This is a genomic window from Vibrio sp. QJM3NY_39 (assembly GCF_057785895.1).
Genome location: NZ_CM173506.1, coordinates 573,136 through 595,378, shown reverse-complemented (window position 1 = coordinate 595,378; position 22,243 = coordinate 573,136). Strand labels below are relative to the sequence as shown.

Below are 22,243 nucleotides of genomic sequence, written 5' to 3'. Positions count from 1 at the left end.
TTACAACTATTTATCAACAATGAAGCCTTGGAACACTTCTACGTAGTTATCAGACAGGATATCTAGCTGAGTCTGAGTTTCTATTCGAGACGCAATGGTGGTTATGCCTAGGTTGTGAGCGGTTCTAGAGATCGACGTTAAGGTGAATTTCTGTTTTTCATCATCAAGGTTGTGCGTAAACAAGTAATCCAACTTCACATAGCTTGGGCGGTACTCGTTGATGTAATCCAATGATTGGAAATTACGTCCGTAGTTATCAACACCGAATACGGACTCAGCGTTACGAATGGTGTTACACAGCAGCGCCGTGTAGTGCGGAACATTGATGAAACAATTTTCTGGAATCTCAAAATGTAACAGATGAGCAATTGAGGCATTGTGTTCAAGAGTTTTACCAATCCAGCGGATAAAGCTTGGCTGAGAAATACTGCTTGGCGAAATATTGATAGCAACGGGGCTCGTTATTTCTTTCGCATTCAGTTTCTCTATCATCTTCTCGATAACGTATTGGTCGAGAATGTGGCTCATTTCTAACTGTTCTAGTGCGTATAGATATTGGTTTGCACTGTAACGAACTCCGTCTTTTTCAATCGCAGAGAACACTTCTTGGTGATACGTTTTGCCAAAGCTATTGTTTGCAGCTTGCAGACGGAAGGTGACAAGGTCGTTGATGATTGCTTCTTCAACCAACATACGCCATTGTTGTTTGCCCATCACAGCACCATGATCGTCTGCCGTTACGTAGCCGTAAGTCAGTTCACGGTTCGCCTTCGCACTTGAGAGCGCGTTATCGACCAACGACATGATTTCGGTACTGGTTTTTCGCGTATTGCTGTATGTCACACCTAGCGCGATGTGTGGATTCGCCGTACCTGTTGGGTCTGAACCTAGGTTTTGAATGCAGTTTACGATGCTGCCAGCAACAAGTTTAAGTTCGCTTTCATCAATGTTTGGCATGATGAAACCGAATTCGTCACTAGAAATACGGGCGATGGTGATATCTGGTGATGAGATTGAAGCTTGCAGCTGTTCAGCCAGTTGATGGACCAAGGCATCACCTTCTTGATAGCCTTTTTCGTCGTACTCTTCACTAATAAATTCGGCTTTTAGTACGGCTAAACCACCTAAACTGGACTCTTCTAACCACTGAGTTAACTGAGACATGTAGTAAGCGCGGTTGCCTAGCTGAGATACAGGGTCGATATACGCTCTTTCACGCAGCTTTTGAGCTTCTTTCGCTTGGTTTTTAAAGGCCAGTTCAACTTGGGTCGACATGTGGTTGATACCATCGACAACCAAGGTGAGATCTTTTGTCTTTGGACGAGCCAGTGGTTCACCAAACTGATTCTTCGCGATCTGATCCATCTTAGTAATGATCAACGAGAGCGGGCGTAAAGCACGCTTAAGGATCCAAGAGATAGACACTAAACCGAGCAAGAAGATCGTGCCAAAGATGCTCAGTAAGCGGATGAACGCTTGCCAAAGCTGATCGTAGGCAGGACCAGGGTGACTTACGATCTCGACTTCTGCCAGTTGCATCCAGCCACTGGTAATTACGCGGCGGTCATGAACAGGCTCAAATAGGTTAAGGTTAGTAAACCACTCTGGTACGCCAGTTGGCTTTACAGGGTATGAACGGAGAATGTCATCTCCGGTGTCTAGGAAAATCAATCGCACGACGGAATAAGAACTGCCATCAAATAGGGCGTTGATAACAGACTCCACTGCCACCTTGTCCTTTTCTTCTAGGTAAGGGGCGAGAGCCAGTCCAACAGTATTAATGGTATTACTTACCTCAGAGCGTTGCTGCTCCTCTAAGTATCCACGGGTGGTATTGAATTCGATCATAAAAACTGACGTCATCAGCAGTATGAATACCGCAACCATCCCGACCACAAGCTGTTTATATAAAGTCATTGTACCTACTCATCGTAATTGATAATGGGTTTGTTTAAATTTAGAGAGCGCTCACGAGAACGTAGGTCGTTCCATAAGCTCAATCTTGAAGATTTCCCTGCCAGCTTACCGCTGCCTGCTGCCGACTTAATTAACCAAAGGTTTTTACCATTGAAACTGTATATCGGTCGCAGGTCTCCGCGTTTAGAACCGCGTTTTATTTCAGGGTTTAAGTTATCCAAAATTAGTGGTTCTGCACTGGGTGTTGAGTAGTATGCCAACACCATATGGAATTGGTTTAACTCAAGTGCTTTTACGTACACCAATCGTAATTTTTTATCTGGGACGCCGAGTTCAAGTAAAGAGAAGTATTTTGCAATAGTGAAGTCTTCGCAATCACCGGCGTTGCTGCCTAAAAACTCCAGTGGTGTCGCCCAGTAGTCATTCTTTCCCCATAGTATGTTGTCATCGACAAAGTACATTTGGTTGAAGAACCGGTTTACCGAATCAAGCTTTTCCGTTTCACTTAGCCCTTCGTACGACGTCATATTGGAGCGCCATGTTGCCACTCGTTTTCCGGCTCTTTCCCCATAAGTTGCAGTAACCGCGTCTATCCACCTTTGGTCGCTCTTGTTGAGCGCGACTGAGGTAAAAGAGGTGAGGACCAGCAACAATAACGAAATCCGAGATTTCATAGCCTCTGCTCTTGTCTGTTCACTGTGTATTGAAAGGCGCTATCAAGCATCAAGCGTCCTTATTCTTTTAATGCGTTGTTTTGAGCGCTTAATAGTGGCTTCAACATGTACTCAAGTACGGTTCTCTTGCCCGTGATGATATCGACAGAGGCTGTCATACCAGGAATGATCGGCAACTCTTCGTTGTGTCCAAAGCTGTATTTATCGGTACGTACACGCACGATGTAGAAGCTATTGCCTTCTTCATCTTGAGTGGTATCGGCGCTGATGTGTTCTAACACACCTTCCAAACCGCCATATTTTGTGAAGTCATAGGCACTAAATTTAACAATGGCGGTCAGTTCTGGGCGTAGAAATGCGATATCTTGCGGAGCGATTTTAGCTTCAACCAATAGCGAGTCTTCAGTCGGTACAATCTCAACAATGTCCATACCCGGCTGAATAACACCGCCCACGGTATTAATACCTAGTGTTTTGACTGTGCCCGTTACGGGAGAGACCACGATGGTACGGTTTACTCTGTCTTCAAGGCCAACCGAAGATTCGGTCATTGCAGAGAGCTTGTCTTGTGCTTGGTTCAGTTTTTCTTGTTGTTCTGAGCGGAAGCTCAATGCAGCATCGATACGGCTGAGCATCGCTTCTTTGATGGCGGAACGTAGAAGAGGGATTTTGAGTTCGCTCGAGGTCATTTCTCGGCGAGTGTCATTCACTTGTCTTTGAAGCTTGAGGAGTTCAATTCTTGGTACCACCCCTTCATCGGCAAGCGGTTTTGTTATATCTAATTCTTGGCGGGCAAATTTGTAACTTTGTCTTAAGTTATTGACGCGCGATTTTATTTCAACAAGGTCTTGTTGCTTCTGTTCAACTTGTTGATCAAAAACGGAAAGTTGGTTTCTTAAATTGTTTAGGTCTTGACGATATTCGGCTTTTTGGCGATTAACCAGTTTAGGTTGAAGTTCGTATAGCTTTGGTGGGAAGGCGAGTTTGCCGTAGTCGAGTAACACACTTTGTTTCCAGTCTTCGACGGAGAACTCTTCGTTGATGACCACGCTGTTAAATGAAGCTGAAAGCATCAACACGCTGGCAGTTAAGTTTGCCACTTGTTGTTCGCGCTCTCGGAAGTCAGAACGGAATCGAGTGTCATCGATCAACAGCAGCTGTTGACCTTTTTGAACGCGTTGACCCTCCCTTACTAATATCTCTTTTACGAGGCCGCCCTCAAGGTTTTGCACCACTTGGATTTGGGAAGAGGGGATGACCTTGCCTTGGCCAACGGTGACTTTATCGATCTCAGCCCAAGCGGACCACCCAATAGCAGCAATAAAAAACAGAACGATCACCCATAACATAATACGCGCACTGGTGGGCGTATTGAGTAGTAGTGCCGCTGTTTTATCATCGACGTACTCAAGTTCGGTTTCGTTCAATTTGCTGTAATTCTTCTGGCTCATGACAGTCCTTGTTTGCTAAATAAAAGTGCAAGCCTATTGAGTGTATTCTTACTTTTGATAAATGTTAAGATTTTGCTCCTTTAAATCTTTGAATTTATATATTTTTTAAGACTTATCGGTTCTTGAAATCTGTTTTATCCAATTGGTGCTTTCTCAGCTTGTCATACAGTGTCTTTCGCGACACTTGCAGCTCTTGTTGCACTTCTTTTAAACGCCCTTGATGGCGATGTAGTGCCTCAATTAAGATAATTTGTTCAAAGCTATCAGTGCGTTGGTTCAACGACTGTTGCTGCTCCTCAATGCTCACGTCACGTTCATCCGCGTCACTTTGCTCACCAGTATCACCGTCGAGCGACGGCTGCTTAATTTGAGTCAGCACTCTGAGTTCGGCATGTTGGCGAAGCTGACGAATGTTTTCCGTCCAATGAGTCGCAATGAGTCGTTGAATCTCTTTTTCTGTAATGACAGGTGGCGGCAGCTGATATCGACTTGCCGCACCACGAGCAAAATGCTTAAACAAGGAGCCAATATCTTCGGTTCGTTGCGCTAAGGTTAGCAAATCAAATCGGCGGAACTCACCTACAATTGTAGTTGGAACTATTGTGGTTGCGATAATGATACAAGTTGCATTGGTCTTGCATGAGTTTTCACGAAGTAGAGTGGGTTTTAGAGCTGCTAACCAGCGCCATTGTTGTGAAGTTAATGCTTCTGTTTCATGGATATAAAGTGTTCCGCCCTGATGTTTGCTGAATAATTGCACAACAAACTGATCAAACGTAGCTTGGTCATTGCGTGGTAAATTGAACGCAGCGACAGGGCAAAGTTCTGCGGATTGATGGCTGTGTAGATCGTGTGTGTACTGCGCCGTGACCCTTTTACCTGTCCCTAGATCGCCGACAAACAGTAGAAGAGGGTGAGTTTTGGTATCTAAGGTAATCAGTTCTCGGCGTAATGCCTGCATGGATGGCGATTGACCAATCAGTTTTGGTCCCACCTGATTCTGCATCGCCAACTCTTTACGTAATAAGTTGTTCTCTTCAACCAGTGCGAGTTTATCTGCGGCTTTTTTTACCGCAGTGAGCAGGGCATCGACCACAAATGGCTTTTCCAGAAAATCGTAGGCGCCGGCTTTCATCGCAGATACCGCTGTTTGCACGTCACCATGCCCAGTAAGGACGATGATCTGAAAATGAGGATTTTGGCTCAGCAACTTTCGTGTCAATTGAATGCCATCCATCACTGGCATGTGAATATCGGTGATGACAATTCCAGCTTGCGCGGTATCTATTTTCTTTAATGCTTCAATAGCATTAGGAAAGCAGACGATATCGATGCCTTCAATGAGCATGGCTTGTTCTACGGAGTCTCGGATTGCGGGTTCATCGTCGACAAAATAGAGCTTGGGCATAGAGTGCAAAAGTCGAGTCCTTAACAGTATGTGATTTTCTGTATGTCAGATTAGCAGTATGTGACATTCGTTTTCTAATCAACAATAACAACCGCACGTCAGCCCTTATCGTTATATAACGGGATGTTTAGCGAGAATACCATGCCTGAAGGCTCTAATCGGTTCGCGCTGATCGTGCCATAATACGCCTCAATAATCCGTTTCGATATTGAAAGGCCTAGTCCTAAGCCTTCCGGTTTAGTGGTAAAAAACGGGTCGAACAACTTTTCTAATTTGTCGTCCTGCATGCCAATTCCGTTATCCCAAATGATCACCTGACAAGAGTCATGATGCAGTTGCCATTCGATGCCTATCTGTGGGCTAGCCTGTTGGTCTACGTTTTCCAGGTTTTGTTGCTGCTGCAAGACTTTCTGTTCAAGAACTTGTTGTTGAAGCGCTTGAGTCGCGTTGTGAATCAGGTTAACCAGCACTTGTTCGAGCTCGGTTGGGTGAATCGCAATGTTAATGTCGTCTGGCACTGTGCTTAACCTTAACGTGATGCCTTGTTTGATCATTAGCGCACTAAGAATACTGGTCGCGTTGTTGATCGATTGATGCAGGTTTGCGACGTGGTGTTCTTGCTTGGTGACCTTGCGAGTGAAGACTTTAAGACGCGCGATGATCTCGGTAATTGAGGTATTCAAAGCAATCATTTTATCGAGATTGCTTTTGACCAAATCAGTCCGTTCCATTTCAAGCAGCTTTAAGCTGTTCTCACTGTATGTTCGCAGCGCTGCAAGTGGTTGGTTGATTTCGTGGTTAATGCTGGCTGACAGCTCACCGAGTACCGCTAATTTTGCGGTTTGTGTCAGCTCTTGTTCTGTCTGTTTCAACTTCGACTGCGACTCTTGGTATTGAAAAAGGGTTTGTTGCAGCTGTTGATTGGATTGTTTCAAGTAGTGAGTGCGTTTATCAACGGTTTGCTCTAGGTTTTGGTTGAGTCGGGTCAACGCCACTTTTGCGAGATAAGTCTGGCGCCACGACCAAGCGATTAGCATCACCAAGCTGTAAATCACCACGAAGATGACATCGATCTGCAAAACTTTAATAAGCTCAGCTCTGGTCTCTTTTAGCGCGACGACTTGGTACTGGTTGTTGCTGACCGTTGCAGGGTAAAGATTAAAAGCACCAAGCTTGAATAGCTGGTTAGCCGTGAGTTCTTTTTGCACTTGATTTGGTTGAGTATCATTAGGCTGATTGGTGCTGCTAACTTCTTGTTTAGATTTGAAAGAACGAAAGGCTTCGATGATCGAAATTTCGCTTTGACCGTATTGGCGTTGAAGTGCGATATCAGTTTGTTGTTGCTGAGTTAATGGCAACAATGAATGGTAAAGCCATGGAGCTTGGCTTGATAAAAAGACGACTTGGTTAGAGTCGAGTACTACGATCTCAAAGTCGTCGCTGGTTAGGATGTTTTCGAGGTTCTCTAAACTCACCTTTACGGTGATAACACCAACAATGTCATTTTCAACATACAGTGGTGAAGATAAAAAATAACCGCGTACATTCGAGCGAGCGCCTAGTGCGACATATTGTGTATTGTTGCCTTGAATGGCTGAAGCAAAGTAGGGGCGAAATGAGAAGTTCTCGCCTACAAAAGTGCGAGGCTTTTGGTAATTACTGGAAGCGACTACAGTACCGCTCGGGTCATGAATATAGATGGTGTCAGCTTGGCTTTGATTAGACCATTCAAACAGTAATTGATTGAGTTGAGTGGCGGAAATCTTGTCTGTTTGTGGTGATGAGTCAAAATAAGAGAGCAGACGCGGGTCATGGCTGAGTAAATCCGGGATCTGTTTGAACTTATCCAGTTCAGAATCGATTTGTAGATTGGCTTTATTGGCCGCTTCATTGAGTTGCTGAGTGACGATTTTTTCTTGGAATTGTACTGCCATAAAGTGGGTTGCAGTCAGTCCTGCAGTTCCCAATAATAATGAGAATAAAACAAAAGGAGTCATTAGGTTAGGCAGTATCTTGGTCACTTGGATCTCAGCGTGTAATCGGTTTGTATAAAGATTATCAATATGATTGATTGAGTACCGAGATCTTGTTAACACCGAACACCTTCTGTGAGACAAAACCATGGCTTAGACTTGTGTTTCAAAGGATTACAGCGCAAAATCACAAAAAATTGAAAGGAGCAACGAAATGGAACTGACAGATATTCGTCGTGAATATGCTAAGGGTGGACTGAGACGTAAAGACTTAGCCGCAGACCCTATTGAGCAATTCAATCTATGGTTAGAGCAAGCCATCGAAGCTAAGATGACTGACCCTACTGCCATGACAGTTGCCACGGTTGATGAAAATGGTCAGCCATTCCAACGAATTGTTTTGCTAAAGAATGTTGATAAAGACGGTTTCGTTTTTTACACCAACTTAGGTAGCCGTAAAGCGCACCAACTTGAGCACAACAGTAAGATAAGCCTGCACTTCCCTTGGCATCCACTTGAGCGACAAGTTCACATTACTGGCACCGCTGAAAAGCTGACAGCAATGGAAAACATGAAGTACTTCTCGTCACGTCCAAAAGAGAGCCAATTGGCCGCGATTGCAAGTAAGCAGAGTAGCCGTATCTCAGCTCGTGGCATTTTAGAAGGTAAGTATCTAGAGCTTAAACAGAAGTTTGCTAAAGGAGAGATTCCGGTGCCTTCTTTCTGGGGTGGCTTCCGAGTTCGCGTGGATAGCATTGAGTTTTGGCAGGGGGGTGAACACCGCTTGCATGACCGTTTCTTGTTCTCACGCCAAGACAACAGCTGGGATATTGATCGCCTAGCGCCTTAGGCTTATGGATCTTAAGTGGTCTACACCGAATAGAACATACAAAAATACCGCTGACTTGGTGATTAGAAACATCAAGCAGCGGTATTTTTTATCTGTACATTCCCAGGTTCATCGACGAGTTGGTCATTCAACTCATTTATCACTGTGCAGCACAACGGAGATCTGTTTATTGAGCAGAGTTTCTGGGATCACGGAGCCTAAGCCTGAGTCCAATGCATACTCAATTAATTGGCTTTTGCTGCGCGCATCGAACTTCTGTTTCAATCTCGCGACATGACCTTCGACCGTTTTGATTGAAATGTCTAACGTAGACGCAATGTATTGAGGCTTCTTGCCGAAAAGCAGTAAAAACAACACCTCTGATTCTCGCGAAGTCAGCCGCTTTTGCAGCTTAGACACACGCGGCTCTGATCCCGCAAGTGATGCTTGATTACCTTTCGCTCCTGTTGCCTGACAAACCCAATGACCGACCTCTAAGATTGCAGTATCAGTGAGCTCTTGCCCATAGAAGATAGTGCCTTGGACATTGTCATTATCATCAAGCCAAGGGGTTTTGGTAAAAATATGGGCATGCCAGCGTCCGTCTGGATAAGGGTGAATATCGAGGATTTTAAGAGTACTGCGTGTATCCATCACATGTTTGTCTTGAGCTCTGAAATCTTGCGCGCACTCAATGGTTTGACTGGGCATGTCGAAGTCGGTCAAACCAGTACAAGTCTCATCGGGTTTTAAGCCAATCAGTTTGTTGTAGGTAAGGTTTGCGTACACGAAGACCGAATCAGTATCTTTGCAGCCCCAGCAACCTGGTAGTTGTTCAAATAAAGAACGATGTATGGCGTTGAATGGATCTGGCAAGGTTTTATCTCGTAAGCAGAGGTATAGCAATAATATCAGTTTCTTATAGCGCTGCAATGGCAATTAGAGTTTGTACTCTGTTCGAAAAATAGGGTGGTGAATGACAGTTAAACAGATTGCTGACTAACTGCTTCAATCACGGGGAATAGGTGGTCAGAAAGAATGATAAACAGGCAAAAAAAAGCCAGCCTGAAGAGGGGCTGGCTAAAGACAAGATATGCCTTGTCGACATGTAGAAGATTTTCAGCTTAATTTACGAGGGTCAGGTAAATTAAACTGAGGCATCAATTTGATACCCAGAGTGACTTACTACTCTATCGACGAATCTACTCCTAGGAATGCTTATGCATAAGGGGGGAATTCCCCTATAAATGCTGCTCAATGTGATAATTGAGAACTTAGAGTAAATATTTGAGATTCTGAGCCTGTGATTGGGAGCCTACAGCTCTCGCACGACTCGGAATCCTAGATAGTTCGCTGCCGTTGAAGGCGGTACGTACAGTTCGTTAAACACTTTTGCTTCTTCTGGAGAGAAGCTCCACGCGCCACCTTTCGCTAAACCTTTCTGAATGGTTGTCCATTCCCATACGTTACCCACCATGTCGTAGAAGCCTGTTGGTGTTGGCAGGAATGATTTAACTGGAGATGTGCTAACGTTTGACCAAGGCGTACCCGCCCAGCCAGTATTGGCCTTACCTGAGCGGAACTCGTTACCCCACCAGAAGCTGGTGTCTTGGCCTGCTCTTGCTGCAGCTTCCCACTCTTGTGGTGTAGGTAAACGGTAAGTGAAGCCGGTATTTTGAGATAACCAACGAGTATACGCTTTTGCATCATTTTGGCTGACACATACAACGGGTGAGTTATCTGCTTGTTTAAAGCCAGGGCTTTGCCAGTCATTGTCCGAAACGGTTGTGATCTCTGCATTCACGAACGTATCGCAGGTGTTCATCAGTTCTGCGTCTGTTTGGTAGCCAGTGCTGTCAACAAATGTTCTAAAGTCTTGAACACGGGTTGGTGTTGCGGCTAATGCGAACGGCTGTTTGATCGTGACTTGCTGTGCGTTGTTTTCACCGAGTAGGTAGCGACCCGAGCCGACAACAATCATTTCAGGGCTATGAATGTTGTTTCCCATCGGGTCTGCAAACTTGGTACCGACATTCAATGAGTTCTGCTTGGCCTGTAATACGGCTCGTAGGTTGTGATCGCGGGCTATCTTCAGCTCTTGGTTGAAAGAAAGGTAACCCTCTTTCTCAATCGTGACCATGTGCTGGCCTGTTGGTAACATCACTTCAACGGGTGTGCTGCCATAGTTCACGCCGTTGATAGAAACCTTGTCGTTGTATTGATTTGAACGAACCACCAAGTTAACCCAAGCGACTTCTTTTTGCTGGTCGTTGGCTTGTTGCTCGCTTTGAGTGAAACAGTTTGATGACTGAATACCAAGCAGACGACAAGGTGTGTTCTTATCTGGACGAGTTTCTAGGTTGGCCGCAATCACTGCTCGGTAACGGTTATCTTCAGAGAAGCCCGAGGATTTCACTTTGTGTTGCAGAACGTGAATATTCAATGAAGCAGACGCAAGGTGCTCTTTCACTGTTTTCGATTCGGTCGCGTTGTCTACCAGGCTGTGCTGGAATTGTTTTACCGCTTTTTGAAGTGCTAAGGTCACCGTTTGGTCTGAACATTGCGCCAGTGTCATATCGTTGCTGCAACGGTTCGTAAAGCTAACGGTTTGCTCTTCCGTCTGAGTGATCTCGTTTCTGAGTCGCTCAGCTCTTGCTCTTAGCTTATTTTGGTTCAGATTAGCGATTGAAGCTTCTGCCGCTGCTTTCTCGGCTTGGATAGCCTCAAGCTCCATCATCAAGCCTTGCTGTTTCTGCTCTGAATCTGAAATCGCAAGCTTGCCTTCTTTTACTGTTTTCCAAGCGCCTTGGAAGCGGTTTTGAGCCGGCGAGATATCGAAATCGGGCTCATCAATCATGCGCGTGTAATCTTGCTCTAGGCTGGCTTTCGCTTTTGCGAGTGTTAGCTCTGCTTGAGCCGATAACTTGGCTAGACGTGCCGTTTGCTGCGCTTGATTGTCGACTTCATTTTGTTTGTCAGCTAGTTTCTTCTCAACAGCCGTTAAGTTGGCATGCTTTTCGAAAAGTGAGCTTTCAACGTCGCTGACAGAAGACGCGATCGCTGGTGGTGTCGCCTCAGCGAAAACAGCAGGCGTCATTAGGCAGGGAGCAAGTGCAAATAGTAGAGTAGGAAGACCTTGGCGCATGATGGGCTACTTCAATCGTAATTTAGGTTAATCGAATATTCTAAACGAAAACGCCATTTCGTCTGCAGCTACTGTTTATAACGATCAAACAAGGTTATAACGACCGTACAGTTTATAACGACCGTACAGTTTATAACGATCATACTGTCTATAACGTTCATACAGTTTATAACTACCAACAAAATGGCGAGTATTCATTCAGCTTTGTGAAATAGGCACGGCTATCTTAATTAGAGCGCTGAGCTATTCATACTGGACTTAGCTTTCCTTGCTTGGAAGAAGCTTAACCCAAATAGTGTCGCTACCGTTGATGGTAACTGTGCGGTTGTAAGACTCGTAACCTTGTTTTGAAATGGTTACTTGGTGACGACCACTTGGTAGCGCAACCTCAAGAGGGGTGCTGCCATACTTAATGCCGTTGATGGTCACTGAGTCATTGTACTGATCAGAACGTACCGTCACGTTAGCCCATTGTTTGTCACTCTTCTTAACGACTGCAGCGTCACTGCCCGTTAAACAGTAGCGCGTTGAAACGTTCAATAAGTTACATGCTGCAACCGCTTCAGGTTTTGCTTGAAGCTGAGCCTGCATCTGCATGAAGTAAGAGTTGTTACCAGAAAAGCCACTCTTGATCGCTTGGCTGTCTTGAACATGGATGTTCAGTTGAACACCTTGCAAGTTCTGTTTTGCTAATGAACTTTCCGTGAGCTGCTCAAGTAATTGGCTCTTGAACGTTTTCACTGCTTTTTGATTGGTCAGGTGTTTACCTTGAGCAGTACATTCACCCAATGTCATCGTTGATGAACATGTGGTGGTGTAGCTGGTTTCAAGAACGGCACTTTCGCGAAGTTCTGATGCAATACGTTTAACGCGAGCTTCAACTTTCGACTCTCTCAAGTTAGCCAGCTCATTATTCAGGCGAGCTTGCTTTTGCTTGATTTGAGAAAGGTGAATTTCGCTCTCGTTCATCGCTTGTTCGTTATCTAGCTGAGACGATTGATTCTCTTTAACCGCAGCCCAAGCGTCTTGGTAACTTTTCTGGAAAGAGACCAAATCCGTTTCTGGATCTTCAAGCAAGCGACTGTACTGTTTGTCGAGTACAGACTTGGCTCTGTTACGTTTTGCCTTAAGTTCTTCACCTTCGCGTAACAACTTGCTGTTCTTATTTTGAAGTTGTTTTAGGTTTTCAGTCGCCGATACTTTGGTTGCTGAAATACGCTCAATATCTGAGTTTTTCTCTGTTAGCTTTGCATCGATAGCTGAAACGGGATCGACTTGATTCAGTTCTTCAGCGGATACCGATGCAGATACCCAAAGTGGGGATAGCGCGAGTAAAAGCGCTGAAATTCGAAAGTTAGTCATAGGTCCCTGCAACTTGTAGATTGAAAATTGGCTCGTTAATAAAGTGTCTACTTCCTAGTTGTGAGTCACTAGTTATTAGCAATTAACACAGTACCCGTCTTTATACCGTTTTATTGCTATCCAATCTACTCAAAAGCCAAGTTTCGGTACTTCGGATACACTTTTTGCAGGTTTATCGCCAATTATTTGAGCTATATAAGAAAATTTATTCATTATGCTGGGGCGCTGAAGCATATATTGATGACATGGTTTTTCGTGCTGGTGTACTTGCTTGTATGAGTGCTGTAAGCCCCTAAACTCACCGGAACGATTGGTTTTACAATGCCCGTAGTTTGTGCACTCTTGATCATCTTTCCGGAGGCATGATCAAGACGATCTCGATAATGATCTTTTGTTTAAGGCGAGGAAATGACTCTCATGATCATTTACAAATTCATCTTATGCAGATTTCAGAGTATTATTCTTACTATGTCGACCTGAGTATTTTGATGTTATGCCTAAACCGTTACCCTTTCCAAACTTTGACTTGTCCCCGCTAAGCCTTACTGGCCCTCGCCCTGCGGAGATTATTACTTTGCCTTCGCATATGGATTGTCACGATCACCATTATTCGCAGGTAGTCATTGGTTTAAAAGGTCAGGCGGAATTTGAAGTAAGCGGTAAAGGTAATCTTGTCGGTCCAGGGCAAGGCTGTGTAGTCACGGCTCGCTCTGATCATGCTTTCGGTGGAGTGGTTGGTCAGTCGGATATTCTCGTACTCAACATGCCTATGCCAACCGATGATGACCCTCTGATGCTAGAGAAGATTAACCAGTTAGAATCATCGAACGTCTACTTCCAATTAGATGCGCAAATTCAAAAGCTTATCCATATGTTGGTGCAAGAGATGCAGGCCAGCCCTGATGATCTTTTGTTGAGTCGAGCTTGTAATGACACGGTGATTGCGTTGATGCAAAGACACATCTCGGCATTTGAAACCTCGATTAAAGATTCGCGTTTCGATCTTGAGTCGTTGGATCGCTACATCGAACAACACTTGGCTAATAAGATCTCAGTCGCGCAGCTTGCAGGCAGTGTGTTCTTGGGCGAAAGCCAATTCCACATGCTATTCAAAGATCAAATGGGCATTACCCCTCACCAATATGTTTTAGGAAAGCGTATCGACCGCTCTCGACGCCTTATTGAACAAGGTAATCTTAGCCTTGGACAGGTTGCAGAACTTGCTGGTTTTTCCGGTCAATCCTCCTTTACTCACACCTTTTCTCGCCTTCAAGGCATGTCACCATCTCAATACAAAAAGCAAATTTCTGTTAAATAAAAAAACAAAACGGCATATTATATTAAAGTTTCATATGTGACCTTGTGTTTGTTTTGTTAATAAAGCGAGTTTTTAGCAAAAAACTCGGAGTTTTTGACAAGTAATCCTTATATACTCTAAATACACTGCAGCCATTGTAGAGATCCCGAACTCTTTTCGGGTGTGAGATTAAGGAAAACGCATGTTTACAGCTACTGATGTGTTAAAGCCAGAATTCAACGAGCAGTCGCTTGCTGATCTTTGGACGCTTATCTCACCATTATATATGGTGGATGAAACCCAATGGCTAGAGCAACTTCTGCCGCTAGCTACCCCTTCTGAGTCTGAAAAGCAGCAAATCACAGGCAAAACGACATCATTGATCGAAGCTATCCGTGCGGATAAGACTTCTATCCAGATGATCGATGCACTGTTGCTTGAATACAGTCTAGATACTCAAGAAGGCATCTTGCTAATGTGTCTGGCGGAAGCCTTGATGCGTATTCCTGATTCAGCAACCGCTGATGCACTGATTCGCGACAAACTCAGCGTTGCGGATTGGAAATCTCACCTAAAGAATTCTGACTCAGTGTTTGTTAACGCATCCACTTGGGGCCTAATGCTAACAGGCAAGGTGGTTGGACTTTCATCTAACGAGCAGAGTGCGGGTCAAGCCGTTAACCGCTTAGTGAACAAACTTTCTGAGCCGGTGATTCGTAAAGCGATGCACCAAGCAATGAAGGTGATGGGTCACCAATTCGTTCTTGGCCGCAGCATTGCTGAAGCGCAAAAGAACGGTAAGTCTATGCGTGACAAAGGTTTTACCTACTCATACGACATGCTAGGTGAAGCGGCACTGACTACTGCAGACGCAAACAAATACTTCAAAGATTACCTAATGGCGATTGAAGCCGTAGGTCGAGACACATACGTCTCTTCAAAATCTAGCCCAGCACCGTCTGTTTCTATCAAGCTTTCTGCGCTTCACCCACGTTATGAAGTGGCGAACGAAGACCGCGTATTGACGGAACTTTGCGACACGCTAGAGCAGCTATTGCGCCGCGCAGTAGAGCTAGACGTTGCGATTACGATTGATGCGGAAGAAGCGGATCGCCTAGAGCTTTCTCTTAAATTATTCGAAAAACTGTACCGCACTGACCTTGTAAAAGGTTGGGGTAAATTTGGTCTGGTTATTCAAGCTTACTCAAAGCGTGCACTACCGGTTCTAGTATGGCTAAACCGCCTAGCGAAAGAGCAGGGTGATTTAATCCCGCTTCGCCTAGTGAAGGGCGCGTACTGGGACAGCGAAATCAAATGGTCGCAACAAGCTGGCTTTACTGATTACCCAGTTTACACACGTAAAGAAGCGACAGACGTAGCTTACCTTGCATGTGCGCGTTACCTATTGAGCCCAAGCGTTCGTGGCAATATCTTCCCGCAGTTTGCGAGCCACAATGCTCATACGGTTTCTGCTATTGCCGTCATGACCGACCATAAAGACTTTGAATTCCAACGCTTACACGGCATGGGTGATTCTCTTTACAACCACGCGATGGAAGCTTACCAACAGTCGGTACGTATTTACGCACCGGTTGGTAGCCATAAAGACTTACTGCCATACCTAGTACGTCGCTTGCTAGAGAACGGCGCAAACAGCTCGTTTGTCCACCGTTTAGTTGATGCACGTTGCCCTGTAGCAGAGCTGACTCAACACCCTGTCGATATGCTTCTGGCGTTCGATACGCTGCACAACACTAAGATTCCTCTGCCTCCAGCGGTATTCCCTGAGCGTAAAAACTCTTACGGTGTGAACATCGATATTGAAAGTGAAGCGCATCAGTTTGAAGAGCAGGTTAAAGCTTTCCTTAATAATCAATGGACTGCTGGCCCTGTGATCAACGGTGAATCTCTTGCCGAAAGCATGATCAAGGCTGATCAGAATGTTGAGCAAGTGACCGCACCTTACGATCGTCGTATTAATGTGGGTCAGGTGGCTTTCGCTAACCTTGATCATGTTTCCGCAGCGATCACTGGCGCAGATGCAGCATTTGCTGATTGGAACGCAAGTTCAGTTGAAACCAAAGCGGCAGCACTTGATAAGCTGGCTGACCTGATGGAAGACAACCTTGCTGAGCTGGTGGCAATTTGTCATCAAGAAGCAGGTAAGACGATTCACGACAGCGTTGATGAAGTGCGTGAAGCGGTCGACTTCTGTCGTTACTACGCAAAACAAGCGGATAACCTACAAGGTTTCGAACTAAAAGGTTTTGATGGCCAAACACGAATCGCTTCACGACAAGGTCGTGGTGTGTTCGTTTGTATTAGCCCTTGGAACTTCCCTCTGGCCATCTTCCTTGGCCAAATTACAGCAGCTTTGGTTGCGGGTAACACGGTTGTGGCTAAGCCTGCCGAGCAAACAAGCTTGATTGCAGCTCGCGCGGTTGAATTGATGAATGAAGCGGGTTTCCCTGCTGGCACCATTCAGTTACTACCGGGTCGCGGTGCTGAGATCGGCAGTGCACTAACCAGCCATGATGCAATTGCTGGCGTTGCTTTTACGGGTTCAACACCAACAGCACAACGCATCAACGTTTCATTGGCAAGTCGTAACGCTAAGCCTGTTCCGTTTATTGCGGAAACCGGTGGTCAGAACGCGATGATCGTCGACAGTACCGCACTGCCTGAACAGGTAGTTCGTGATGTTATTCGTTCTGCATTCGCTTCAGCAGGTCAACGTTGTTCTGCGCTGCGTGTGCTTTACATTCAAGAAGACATCGCAGACCGCGTGGTTGCATTGATTCACGGTGCAATGGACGAATTGAGTGTGGGTATTCCACATCTTCATAAAACGGATGTTGGCCCTGTTATCGACCAAAATGCGAAACAGAAGTTGTTGGCGCACTTAGAAAACATGACCAATACCCAGAAGAAGGTGGCTCAACTTTCTCTAGGTAGTGATTGTGAACATGGTGACTTTGTTCCACCAAGTGCGTTTGAAATCGATGACATCAGCTGCTTGAAAGAAGAACAGTTTGGCCCTGTGCTACACATCGTTCGCTTCAAAGCGAGTGAGTTGACGCAAGTTGTAGACCAAATTAACCAAACGGGCTTTGGCCTAACCATGGGTATCCACAGTCGTAACGAGACAACTTATCGTTGGATCGAAAAACACGTTCGCGTGGGTAACTGCTACATCAACCGTGACCAAGTGGGCGCCGTTGTTGGGGTTCAGCCATTCGGCGGCCAAGGTTTGTCAGGTACTGGCCCTAAAGCGGGTGGTCCTCACTACCTATACCGTTTTACAGATGTTCATTTCTCTCAATCACAAGACAAGGCATAAGGAGCAGTATCATGGTTCATCAAGTGACAGGTTTTTCTGATGCTTTGCTAGCGTGGGAACAATGGAATCTTACCGACTTTGATTACAAGAGTGCTCAGGTACTTGCGCTGAAATCAGAGATCGAAAGTCAATCTGTGCCTTTGGCTGCAGTGGCAACTTATCATCTAGAGCAAGCGTCTGCGCTGCTTTCTGAACATCACCTAATGGCAGGTCCTACGGGCGAAACCAATGAGTTGTATGCCGCAGGCCGCGGTGTGGCTTTGGTGATTGTTGGTGATTGTGAAGAGAAAGTGCCCGCACTGCAAACTGCAACAGCGATGATTACTGCAGCACTATTGGCAGGTAACAGCGTTCAATTGTGCAGTGATGACGTGCAGTTCAATACCTTAATTGCAGATGCCGCGAAACAAGCGAATCTACCAACCAACTTGGTGCAGGTTGCCTCGTACGACGCTGCTCAACAGTTGTTGTCTTGCGATGTGCGAAGCGCGGGTTACGTAGGTAATTCACAAACGGCACAAGCTATCAATTTACAGCTTGCTAAGCGTGACGGTGCAATCGTCGGTTTAGTAGCTGAAACGGATCTGGCGACAATGAATGTTGCCAATGATCCACACCTATCGCTGCGCTTCATTACCGAGCGTACGCGAACTATAAATATAACAGCCGTGGGCGGTAACGCGACCTTGCTCGAACTTGGAAGCGAAGCTCACTAACCTTCAGTAAAATTGGCTCTAAAGACTTTTGGTTTTCCCATTTTTGGATTTAACCCTGAGTGCTTTGGAGCCTCAATACCTAACTCAATGCACTTGCTTGCCTTTACGGTGAGTACCTTGCATTGAATTAGGCATGGAAGGCTTTCTACAAAATGAGGACTATCAAATGATAGAAAACAGTTTTGCAATAACGACGACGTTCATTGCGTATCTAATTATGATGCTAGCGATCGGTGTTATTGCTTACAAACGTACATCTAACTCAACTGACTACTTCCTAGGTGGTCGTTCGTTAGGCCCATGGCCTGCTGCACTTTCTGCTGGTGCATCAGACATGAGTGGTTGGTTGCTACTTGGCCTGCCTGGTTACGCTTACGCTGCTGGCTTTGAAGCATTTTGGCTTGCTGGTGGCCTACTTGTAGGTACTTGGGCAAACTGGTTAATCAGTGCAAAACGTCTACGTACTTACAGCATTACGACTGAATCACTGACGCTGCCTGAGTTCCTATCTCGTCGTTTCAATGATAATTCTAAGCTGATCCAAACAATTTCTGCTTTCTTTATCCTTTTATTCTTCCTTTTCTACACAAGTTCAGGCTTGGTAGCAGGTGGTAAATTGTTTGAAACGGTATTCGGCCTAGATTACACAACTGCGGTAATTATCGGTACGGTATGTGTGGTTTCGTACACCCTGTTTGGTGGCTTCCTTGCGGTATCTTGGACTGACTTAGTTCAAGGCTTGCTAATGTCTGCTGCGCTATTGATTGTACCAATCGCAGCAATGAACGGTGGCCTAGGTCAGCTGTCTAGCGACCTACACAACATCAACCCAGAGCTTCTAACGTTATGGAATGATGCGAAAGGTGAGCCGCTTTCTGCTATTGCGATCATCTCGCTAGCGGCATGGGGTTTAGGTTACTTCGGTCAACCACACATCTTGGCTCGTTTTAAAGCAACTCGTTCAAACAAAGATCTTGTGACAGCACGCCGCATTGCGGTTATCTGGACTGCATTGTCTATGGTTGGTGCAATGCTAGTCGGTCTTGTTGGTCTAATTTACGTGACTAACTCTGGCGCACCTAAGTTAGACGATGGCGAGAAGATCTTCATGCTTCTTGTTAACGCGATGTTCCACCCAGTCATCGCAGGTATCCTACTTGCTGCAATCCTAGCGGCAATCATGAGTACTGCAGATTCACAACTTCTTGTTTCTTCATCTGCAATGGCAGAAGACTTGTACAAGCAAATTCTGAAGAAAGACGCAACGTCGGAAGAGATTGTTCGTGTAGGACGTTTCGCGGTTATCCTAATCTCTCTGATTGCACTTGTTCTAGCGATGACGCCAGACAGTTCAGTTCTTGGCCTTGTATCTTACGCATGGGCAGGTTTTGGTGCTGCGTTTGGTCCAGCTATCGTGTTGAGCCTGTACTGGTCTCGTATGAACCGTAACGGCGCTCTAGCGGGTATCGTGGTTGGTGGTGTTACGATTGTTCTTTGGAAACAGTTCACGGGCGGTTGGTTCGATGTGTACGAAATCGTACCGGGAATCATCCTATCGACTCTTTCTATCGTTATTGTGAGCCTAATTACTGGCGAACCAGAAGACGAAGTTAAGAAGCAACACGCTGAATTTAAGAAGAACCTAGTTGAGCTAGACTAATTTACATTGTAAAACAGATGTGAATTAGCAAAGAACGTTAGCTAAAAAGCAATTGTAAAAAGAAATTGAAAAATAAAAGCAATAGAGTCACTTCGGTGGCTCTATTTTTTTGACTATACCCCAATGCTTTGACCTTTCGACCTTTGTTGCGTCTGGTAAGTTGAGAGTATTAAGCATGTTTACCTTGTTGGTGACGCTGGCTAAGTCATACTTCTAGGCTCGGAACATTTCAGTTCCCACAGGGATACATTACTCTTGCTAAGAGCTGTTGAGTAAATGAATAGGAAGGTAGTAGTGCCTCAAGTAATCCCGAATATTGGCTTTAACCATGAAAAAACGGCGCAGGCTGAGCTGGAGTTGGTGCCCTTGTCTCGGCTCTATTCAGAAAGCAATATTTATCATGACCCTCAACTGCCCCATCGTGTCAGCTTCTTCCTGATTTTGTTTATCGAGCAAGGCTCTGGCACGCACATGGTCGACTTTGAGGACTACCCTTTTAGCCAAGGGAGCGTGTTGTTCATTCAAAGAGAGCAGGTGCACGCCTTTGATTTTAGTAATAAGCCACAAGGCACTGCGGTTTTGTTTACTCAAGCGTTCTTAGACAGCGTTCACGCTAACATGAAGTTGCCGAACTACACGCCTACTCATTTGAACAAGGCGCACTCGGTATTATTGTCACTAGACGAGTCCCACCAAGATCGGACGCGAAGTCTCATACAGCAAATTAAGACGGAACTGAAACAGTCAGAATCCGATCCCTTGATTGTGATGTACCTGTTCTCAGCACTAGCACTGATTCTTCATCGCCTGCGACCAGAAGTGAAGCAAGACGCCTTGAGCTTGCAGCAGAACATTAAGTTTGCCCGCTATTTTGAGCTTCTTCAAAACAACTACCTGCGCGTGCGTGATGCAAACTGGTACGCCAATCAAATTAACACCACCTACAAGACGTTGAACCAAGTGTGCAAAGTCGCAACGGGGTTAACTGCCAAGCAGATCATCGATTCTTTTACCGTTTTAGAAATGAAGCGTCAGCTGGTGGTAACCAATATTACGTCTCAAAAAATGGCGTCGGATTTTGGTTTTGAAGACGCCAGTAATTTTGTTAAGTACTTTAAAAATCATACTCAAATGACGCCGAGCGAGTTTCAAAAGAAATATTCCAAGCCTTCCCTCTCTGAATAGTGAATGGGTCGACACGAATCATCTAAGGTTCGATATCTACCATTTTTCTGCCTAAATCCACTCTGCCGTGAGTCTCTCTCGTTGATTAATATAGTTTCCAAGCCAACGAGAGGACTTTAAAAATGAAAACAATAACTAAATCTACATTACTAGCGGCAAGCGTATTTAGCGCTTCTACTTTCGTAACCATTGCGACTGCCCAAGAGCTGTCTATTCAAGAAAAAGCGGTAGCGGTTATTTCGAGCATTGAAACGGGCGACGCAAAAGCGGTGAGCTACATTAACCCTGAAAAGTACATTCAACATAACCTAGCTGTTGGCGATGGCTTAGCGGGCTTTGGTGAAGTGCTACAAATGCTGCCTGAAGGCTCTGCGAAAGCACAAGTGACGCGCTCATTTCAAGATGGCGACTATGTTGTCATTCATACCGAATATAACTTCTTTGGTCCGAAAGTCGGCTTTGATGTGTTCCGCTTTGAAGAGGGGCAGATAGTTGAGCATTGGGACAACTTGCAAGAAATTGCCAAGCCAAACGCCAGTGGACGAACTCAATTAGATGGCACGACTAAAGTCGTAGATCTCGATCAAACGGACAAAAATCAGCAGTTGGTCAGTGGTTTCGTTAAAGACATCCTGATCGGCGGTGATATGGCGAAGATTAATAACTATATCGATAATGAAGACAGTGCTTACTTACAGCACAACCCAGGAGTAGCCGATGGTCTAAGCGGTTTGGGTGAAGCTTTGGGTGCGCTAGCAGAAGCGGGTATGCCAATGGTTTATACCGCCAACCATAAGATTTTAGGCCAAGGTAACTTTGTGTTGTCGATCAGTGAAGGCCAGTTCATGAATAATCACGTTGCTTTTTATGATCTATTCCGTGTTGATAACGGAAAAATCGTAGAGCACTGGGATACCATCGAAACCATTCCTGCTCGTTCAGAGTGGAAAAATGACAATGGTAAATTTGGCTTTTAAAATGTGAGCTAAATTCAACCAAACATGGTTTGCTTAAGCGGTACTTTCGCAGAGGAAGTGCCGTTTTTTTATCGATCAATTTGATGACTAAGACGGGGGAAGTACTGTCGTTATGGGGTTTTACAATGTAAATCGAAACCGCATGAACGAGGGAGGATAAATGGAAGAAGAAGGATCTTGATGGCGTTTGATGTCAAAAAACGAAAGAGAAAAATGGCTATTTTTTGAACTTGGCGCTCACTTTTGTAATTAGCTCGGTGAATAGTGAAACCAAATTCGACATGATGTGTCAATTGTCAGTAACCACTA

The 22,243-nt window shown here is 45.1% G+C and carries 15 protein-coding genes; 7 read left to right on the top strand and 8 right to left on the bottom strand.

Annotation, left to right across the window (positions count from 1 at the left end; all coding sequences use genetic code 11):
• Nucleotides 1–6: 6 nt before the first annotated feature.
• From AC3CHU_RS18565 to AC3CHU_RS18545, 5 genes are all read right to left on the bottom strand, one after another.
• On the bottom strand, nt 7–1,917 hold the full coding sequence (locus tag AC3CHU_RS18565; protein WP_146455219.1) for a bifunctional diguanylate cyclase/phosphodiesterase: 1,911 nt from the start codon (nt 1,915–1,917) through the stop codon (nt 7–9).
• 5 nt (nt 1,918–1,922) lie between these two features.
• A complete protein-coding gene (locus tag AC3CHU_RS18560) occupies nt 1,923–2,591 on the bottom strand; it encodes a transglutaminase-like cysteine peptidase (protein WP_017078414.1) in 669 nt (222 codons plus the stop codon).
• A 59-nt stretch (nt 2,592–2,650) separates the two neighbouring features.
• Nucleotides 2,651–4,042: an HlyD family type I secretion periplasmic adaptor subunit gene (locus AC3CHU_RS18555; RefSeq protein ID WP_065206536.1), complete on the bottom strand. Its 1,392-nt coding sequence runs from the start codon at nt 4,040–4,042 to the stop codon at nt 2,651–2,653.
• Nucleotides 4,043–4,154: 112 nt separating this feature from the next.
• Nucleotides 4,155–5,450, bottom strand: coding sequence for a sigma-54-dependent transcriptional regulator (locus tag AC3CHU_RS18550; RefSeq protein ID WP_065206537.1), 1,296 nt, complete (start codon nt 5,448–5,450; stop codon nt 4,155–4,157).
• 98 nt (nt 5,451–5,548) lie between these two features.
• The gene (locus AC3CHU_RS18545; RefSeq protein WP_146455592.1) at nt 5,549–7,471 is read right to left on the bottom strand and encodes a sensor histidine kinase; all 1,923 of its coding nucleotides are present in this window, start codon (nt 7,469–7,471) and stop codon (nt 5,549–5,551) included.
• A gap of 166 nt (nt 7,472–7,637) precedes the next feature.
• Here AC3CHU_RS18545 and pdxH point away from each other — a divergent pair, with 166 nt between their 5' ends.
• Nucleotides 7,638–8,273, top strand: coding sequence for a pyridoxamine 5'-phosphate oxidase (pdxH, locus tag AC3CHU_RS18540; protein WP_004732548.1), 636 nt, complete (start codon nt 7,638–7,640; stop codon nt 8,271–8,273).
• A 132-nt stretch (nt 8,274–8,405) separates the two neighbouring features.
• On the opposite strand, the gene AC3CHU_RS18535 is transcribed toward pdxH, so the two are convergent.
• The 3 genes from AC3CHU_RS18535 to AC3CHU_RS18525 all read right to left on the bottom strand — a co-directional run bounded on the left by AC3CHU_RS18535 (nt 8,406) and on the right by AC3CHU_RS18525 (nt 12,759).
• Nucleotides 8,406–9,191 carry a helix-turn-helix transcriptional regulator gene (locus AC3CHU_RS18535; protein WP_146455217.1) on the bottom strand — a complete coding sequence of 262 codons (786 nt, stop codon included), beginning with the start codon at nt 9,189–9,191 and terminating at the stop codon, nt 8,406–8,408.
• 376 nt (nt 9,192–9,567) lie between these two features.
• Nucleotides 9,568–11,397, bottom strand: coding sequence for an SUMF1/EgtB/PvdO family nonheme iron enzyme (locus AC3CHU_RS18530; protein ID WP_146455215.1), 1,830 nt, complete (start codon nt 11,395–11,397; stop codon nt 9,568–9,570).
• A 258-nt stretch (nt 11,398–11,655) separates the two neighbouring features.
• Nucleotides 11,656–12,759, bottom strand: a complete 1,104-nt coding sequence (locus tag AC3CHU_RS18525; RefSeq protein WP_004732542.1) for a PEGA domain-containing protein — start codon at nt 12,757–12,759, stop codon at nt 11,656–11,658.
• A gap of 493 nt (nt 12,760–13,252) precedes the next feature.
• Here AC3CHU_RS18525 and AC3CHU_RS18520 point away from each other — a divergent pair, with 493 nt between their 5' ends.
• The 6 genes from AC3CHU_RS18520 to AC3CHU_RS18495 all read left to right on the top strand — a co-directional run bounded on the left by AC3CHU_RS18520 (nt 13,253) and on the right by AC3CHU_RS18495 (nt 21,934).
• The gene (locus tag AC3CHU_RS18520; RefSeq protein WP_017075637.1) at nt 13,253–14,077 is read left to right on the top strand and encodes an AraC family transcriptional regulator; all 825 of its coding nucleotides are present in this window, start codon (nt 13,253–13,255) and stop codon (nt 14,075–14,077) included.
• A 181-nt stretch (nt 14,078–14,258) separates the two neighbouring features.
• Nucleotides 14,259–17,396: a bifunctional proline dehydrogenase/L-glutamate gamma-semialdehyde dehydrogenase PutA gene (putA, locus tag AC3CHU_RS18515; RefSeq protein WP_488526160.1), complete on the top strand. Its 3,138-nt coding sequence runs from the start codon at nt 14,259–14,261 to the stop codon at nt 17,394–17,396.
• A gap of 11 nt (nt 17,397–17,407) precedes the next feature.
• On the top strand, nt 17,408–18,112 hold the full coding sequence (locus AC3CHU_RS18510) for a 1-pyrroline-5-carboxylate dehydrogenase (protein WP_102569572.1): 705 nt from the start codon (nt 17,408–17,410) through the stop codon (nt 18,110–18,112).
• A 169-nt stretch (nt 18,113–18,281) separates the two neighbouring features.
• The gene (gene putP / locus AC3CHU_RS18505; protein ID WP_029203037.1) at nt 18,282–19,772 is read left to right on the top strand and encodes a sodium/proline symporter PutP; all 1,491 of its coding nucleotides are present in this window, start codon (nt 18,282–18,284) and stop codon (nt 19,770–19,772) included.
• Nucleotides 19,773–20,066: 294 nt separating this feature from the next.
• Entirely contained in the window at nt 20,067–20,957 is an 891-nt protein-coding gene (locus AC3CHU_RS18500) for a helix-turn-helix domain-containing protein (RefSeq protein WP_146455590.1), read from the top strand.
• Nucleotides 20,958–21,079: 122 nt separating this feature from the next.
• The gene (locus tag AC3CHU_RS18495) at nt 21,080–21,934 is read left to right on the top strand and encodes a nuclear transport factor 2 family protein (protein ID WP_146455209.1); all 855 of its coding nucleotides are present in this window, start codon (nt 21,080–21,082) and stop codon (nt 21,932–21,934) included.
• Nucleotides 21,935–22,243: the final 309 nt, after the last annotated feature.

Coding starts and splice junctions, on each gene's coding strand:
- AC3CHU_RS18525 (WP_004732542.1), bottom strand. CDS start 12,759: ATGACTAACTTTCGAATTTCAGCGCTTTTACTCGCGCTATCCCCACTT.
- AC3CHU_RS18550 (WP_065206537.1), bottom strand. CDS start 5,450: ATGCCCAAGCTCTATTTTGTCGACGATGAACCCGCAATCCGAGACTCC.
- AC3CHU_RS18510 (WP_102569572.1), top strand. CDS start 17,408: ATGGTTCATCAAGTGACAGGTTTTTCTGATGCTTTGCTAGCGTGGGAA.
- putA (WP_488526160.1), top strand. CDS start 14,259: ATGTTTACAGCTACTGATGTGTTAAAGCCAGAATTCAACGAGCAGTCG.
- AC3CHU_RS18555 (WP_065206536.1), bottom strand. CDS start 4,042: ATGAGCCAGAAGAATTACAGCAAATTGAACGAAACCGAACTTGAGTAC.
- AC3CHU_RS18530 (WP_146455215.1), bottom strand. CDS start 11,397: ATGCGCCAAGGTCTTCCTACTCTACTATTTGCACTTGCTCCCTGCCTA.
- AC3CHU_RS18495 (WP_146455209.1), top strand. CDS start 21,080: ATGAAAACAATAACTAAATCTACATTACTAGCGGCAAGCGTATTTAGC.
- pdxH (WP_004732548.1), top strand. CDS start 7,638: ATGGAACTGACAGATATTCGTCGTGAATATGCTAAGGGTGGACTGAGA.
- AC3CHU_RS18560 (WP_017078414.1), bottom strand. CDS start 2,591: ATGAAATCTCGGATTTCGTTATTGTTGCTGGTCCTCACCTCTTTTACC.
- AC3CHU_RS18565 (WP_146455219.1), bottom strand. CDS start 1,917: ATGACTTTATATAAACAGCTTGTGGTCGGGATGGTTGCGGTATTCATA.
- AC3CHU_RS18520 (WP_017075637.1), top strand. CDS start 13,253: ATGCCTAAACCGTTACCCTTTCCAAACTTTGACTTGTCCCCGCTAAGC.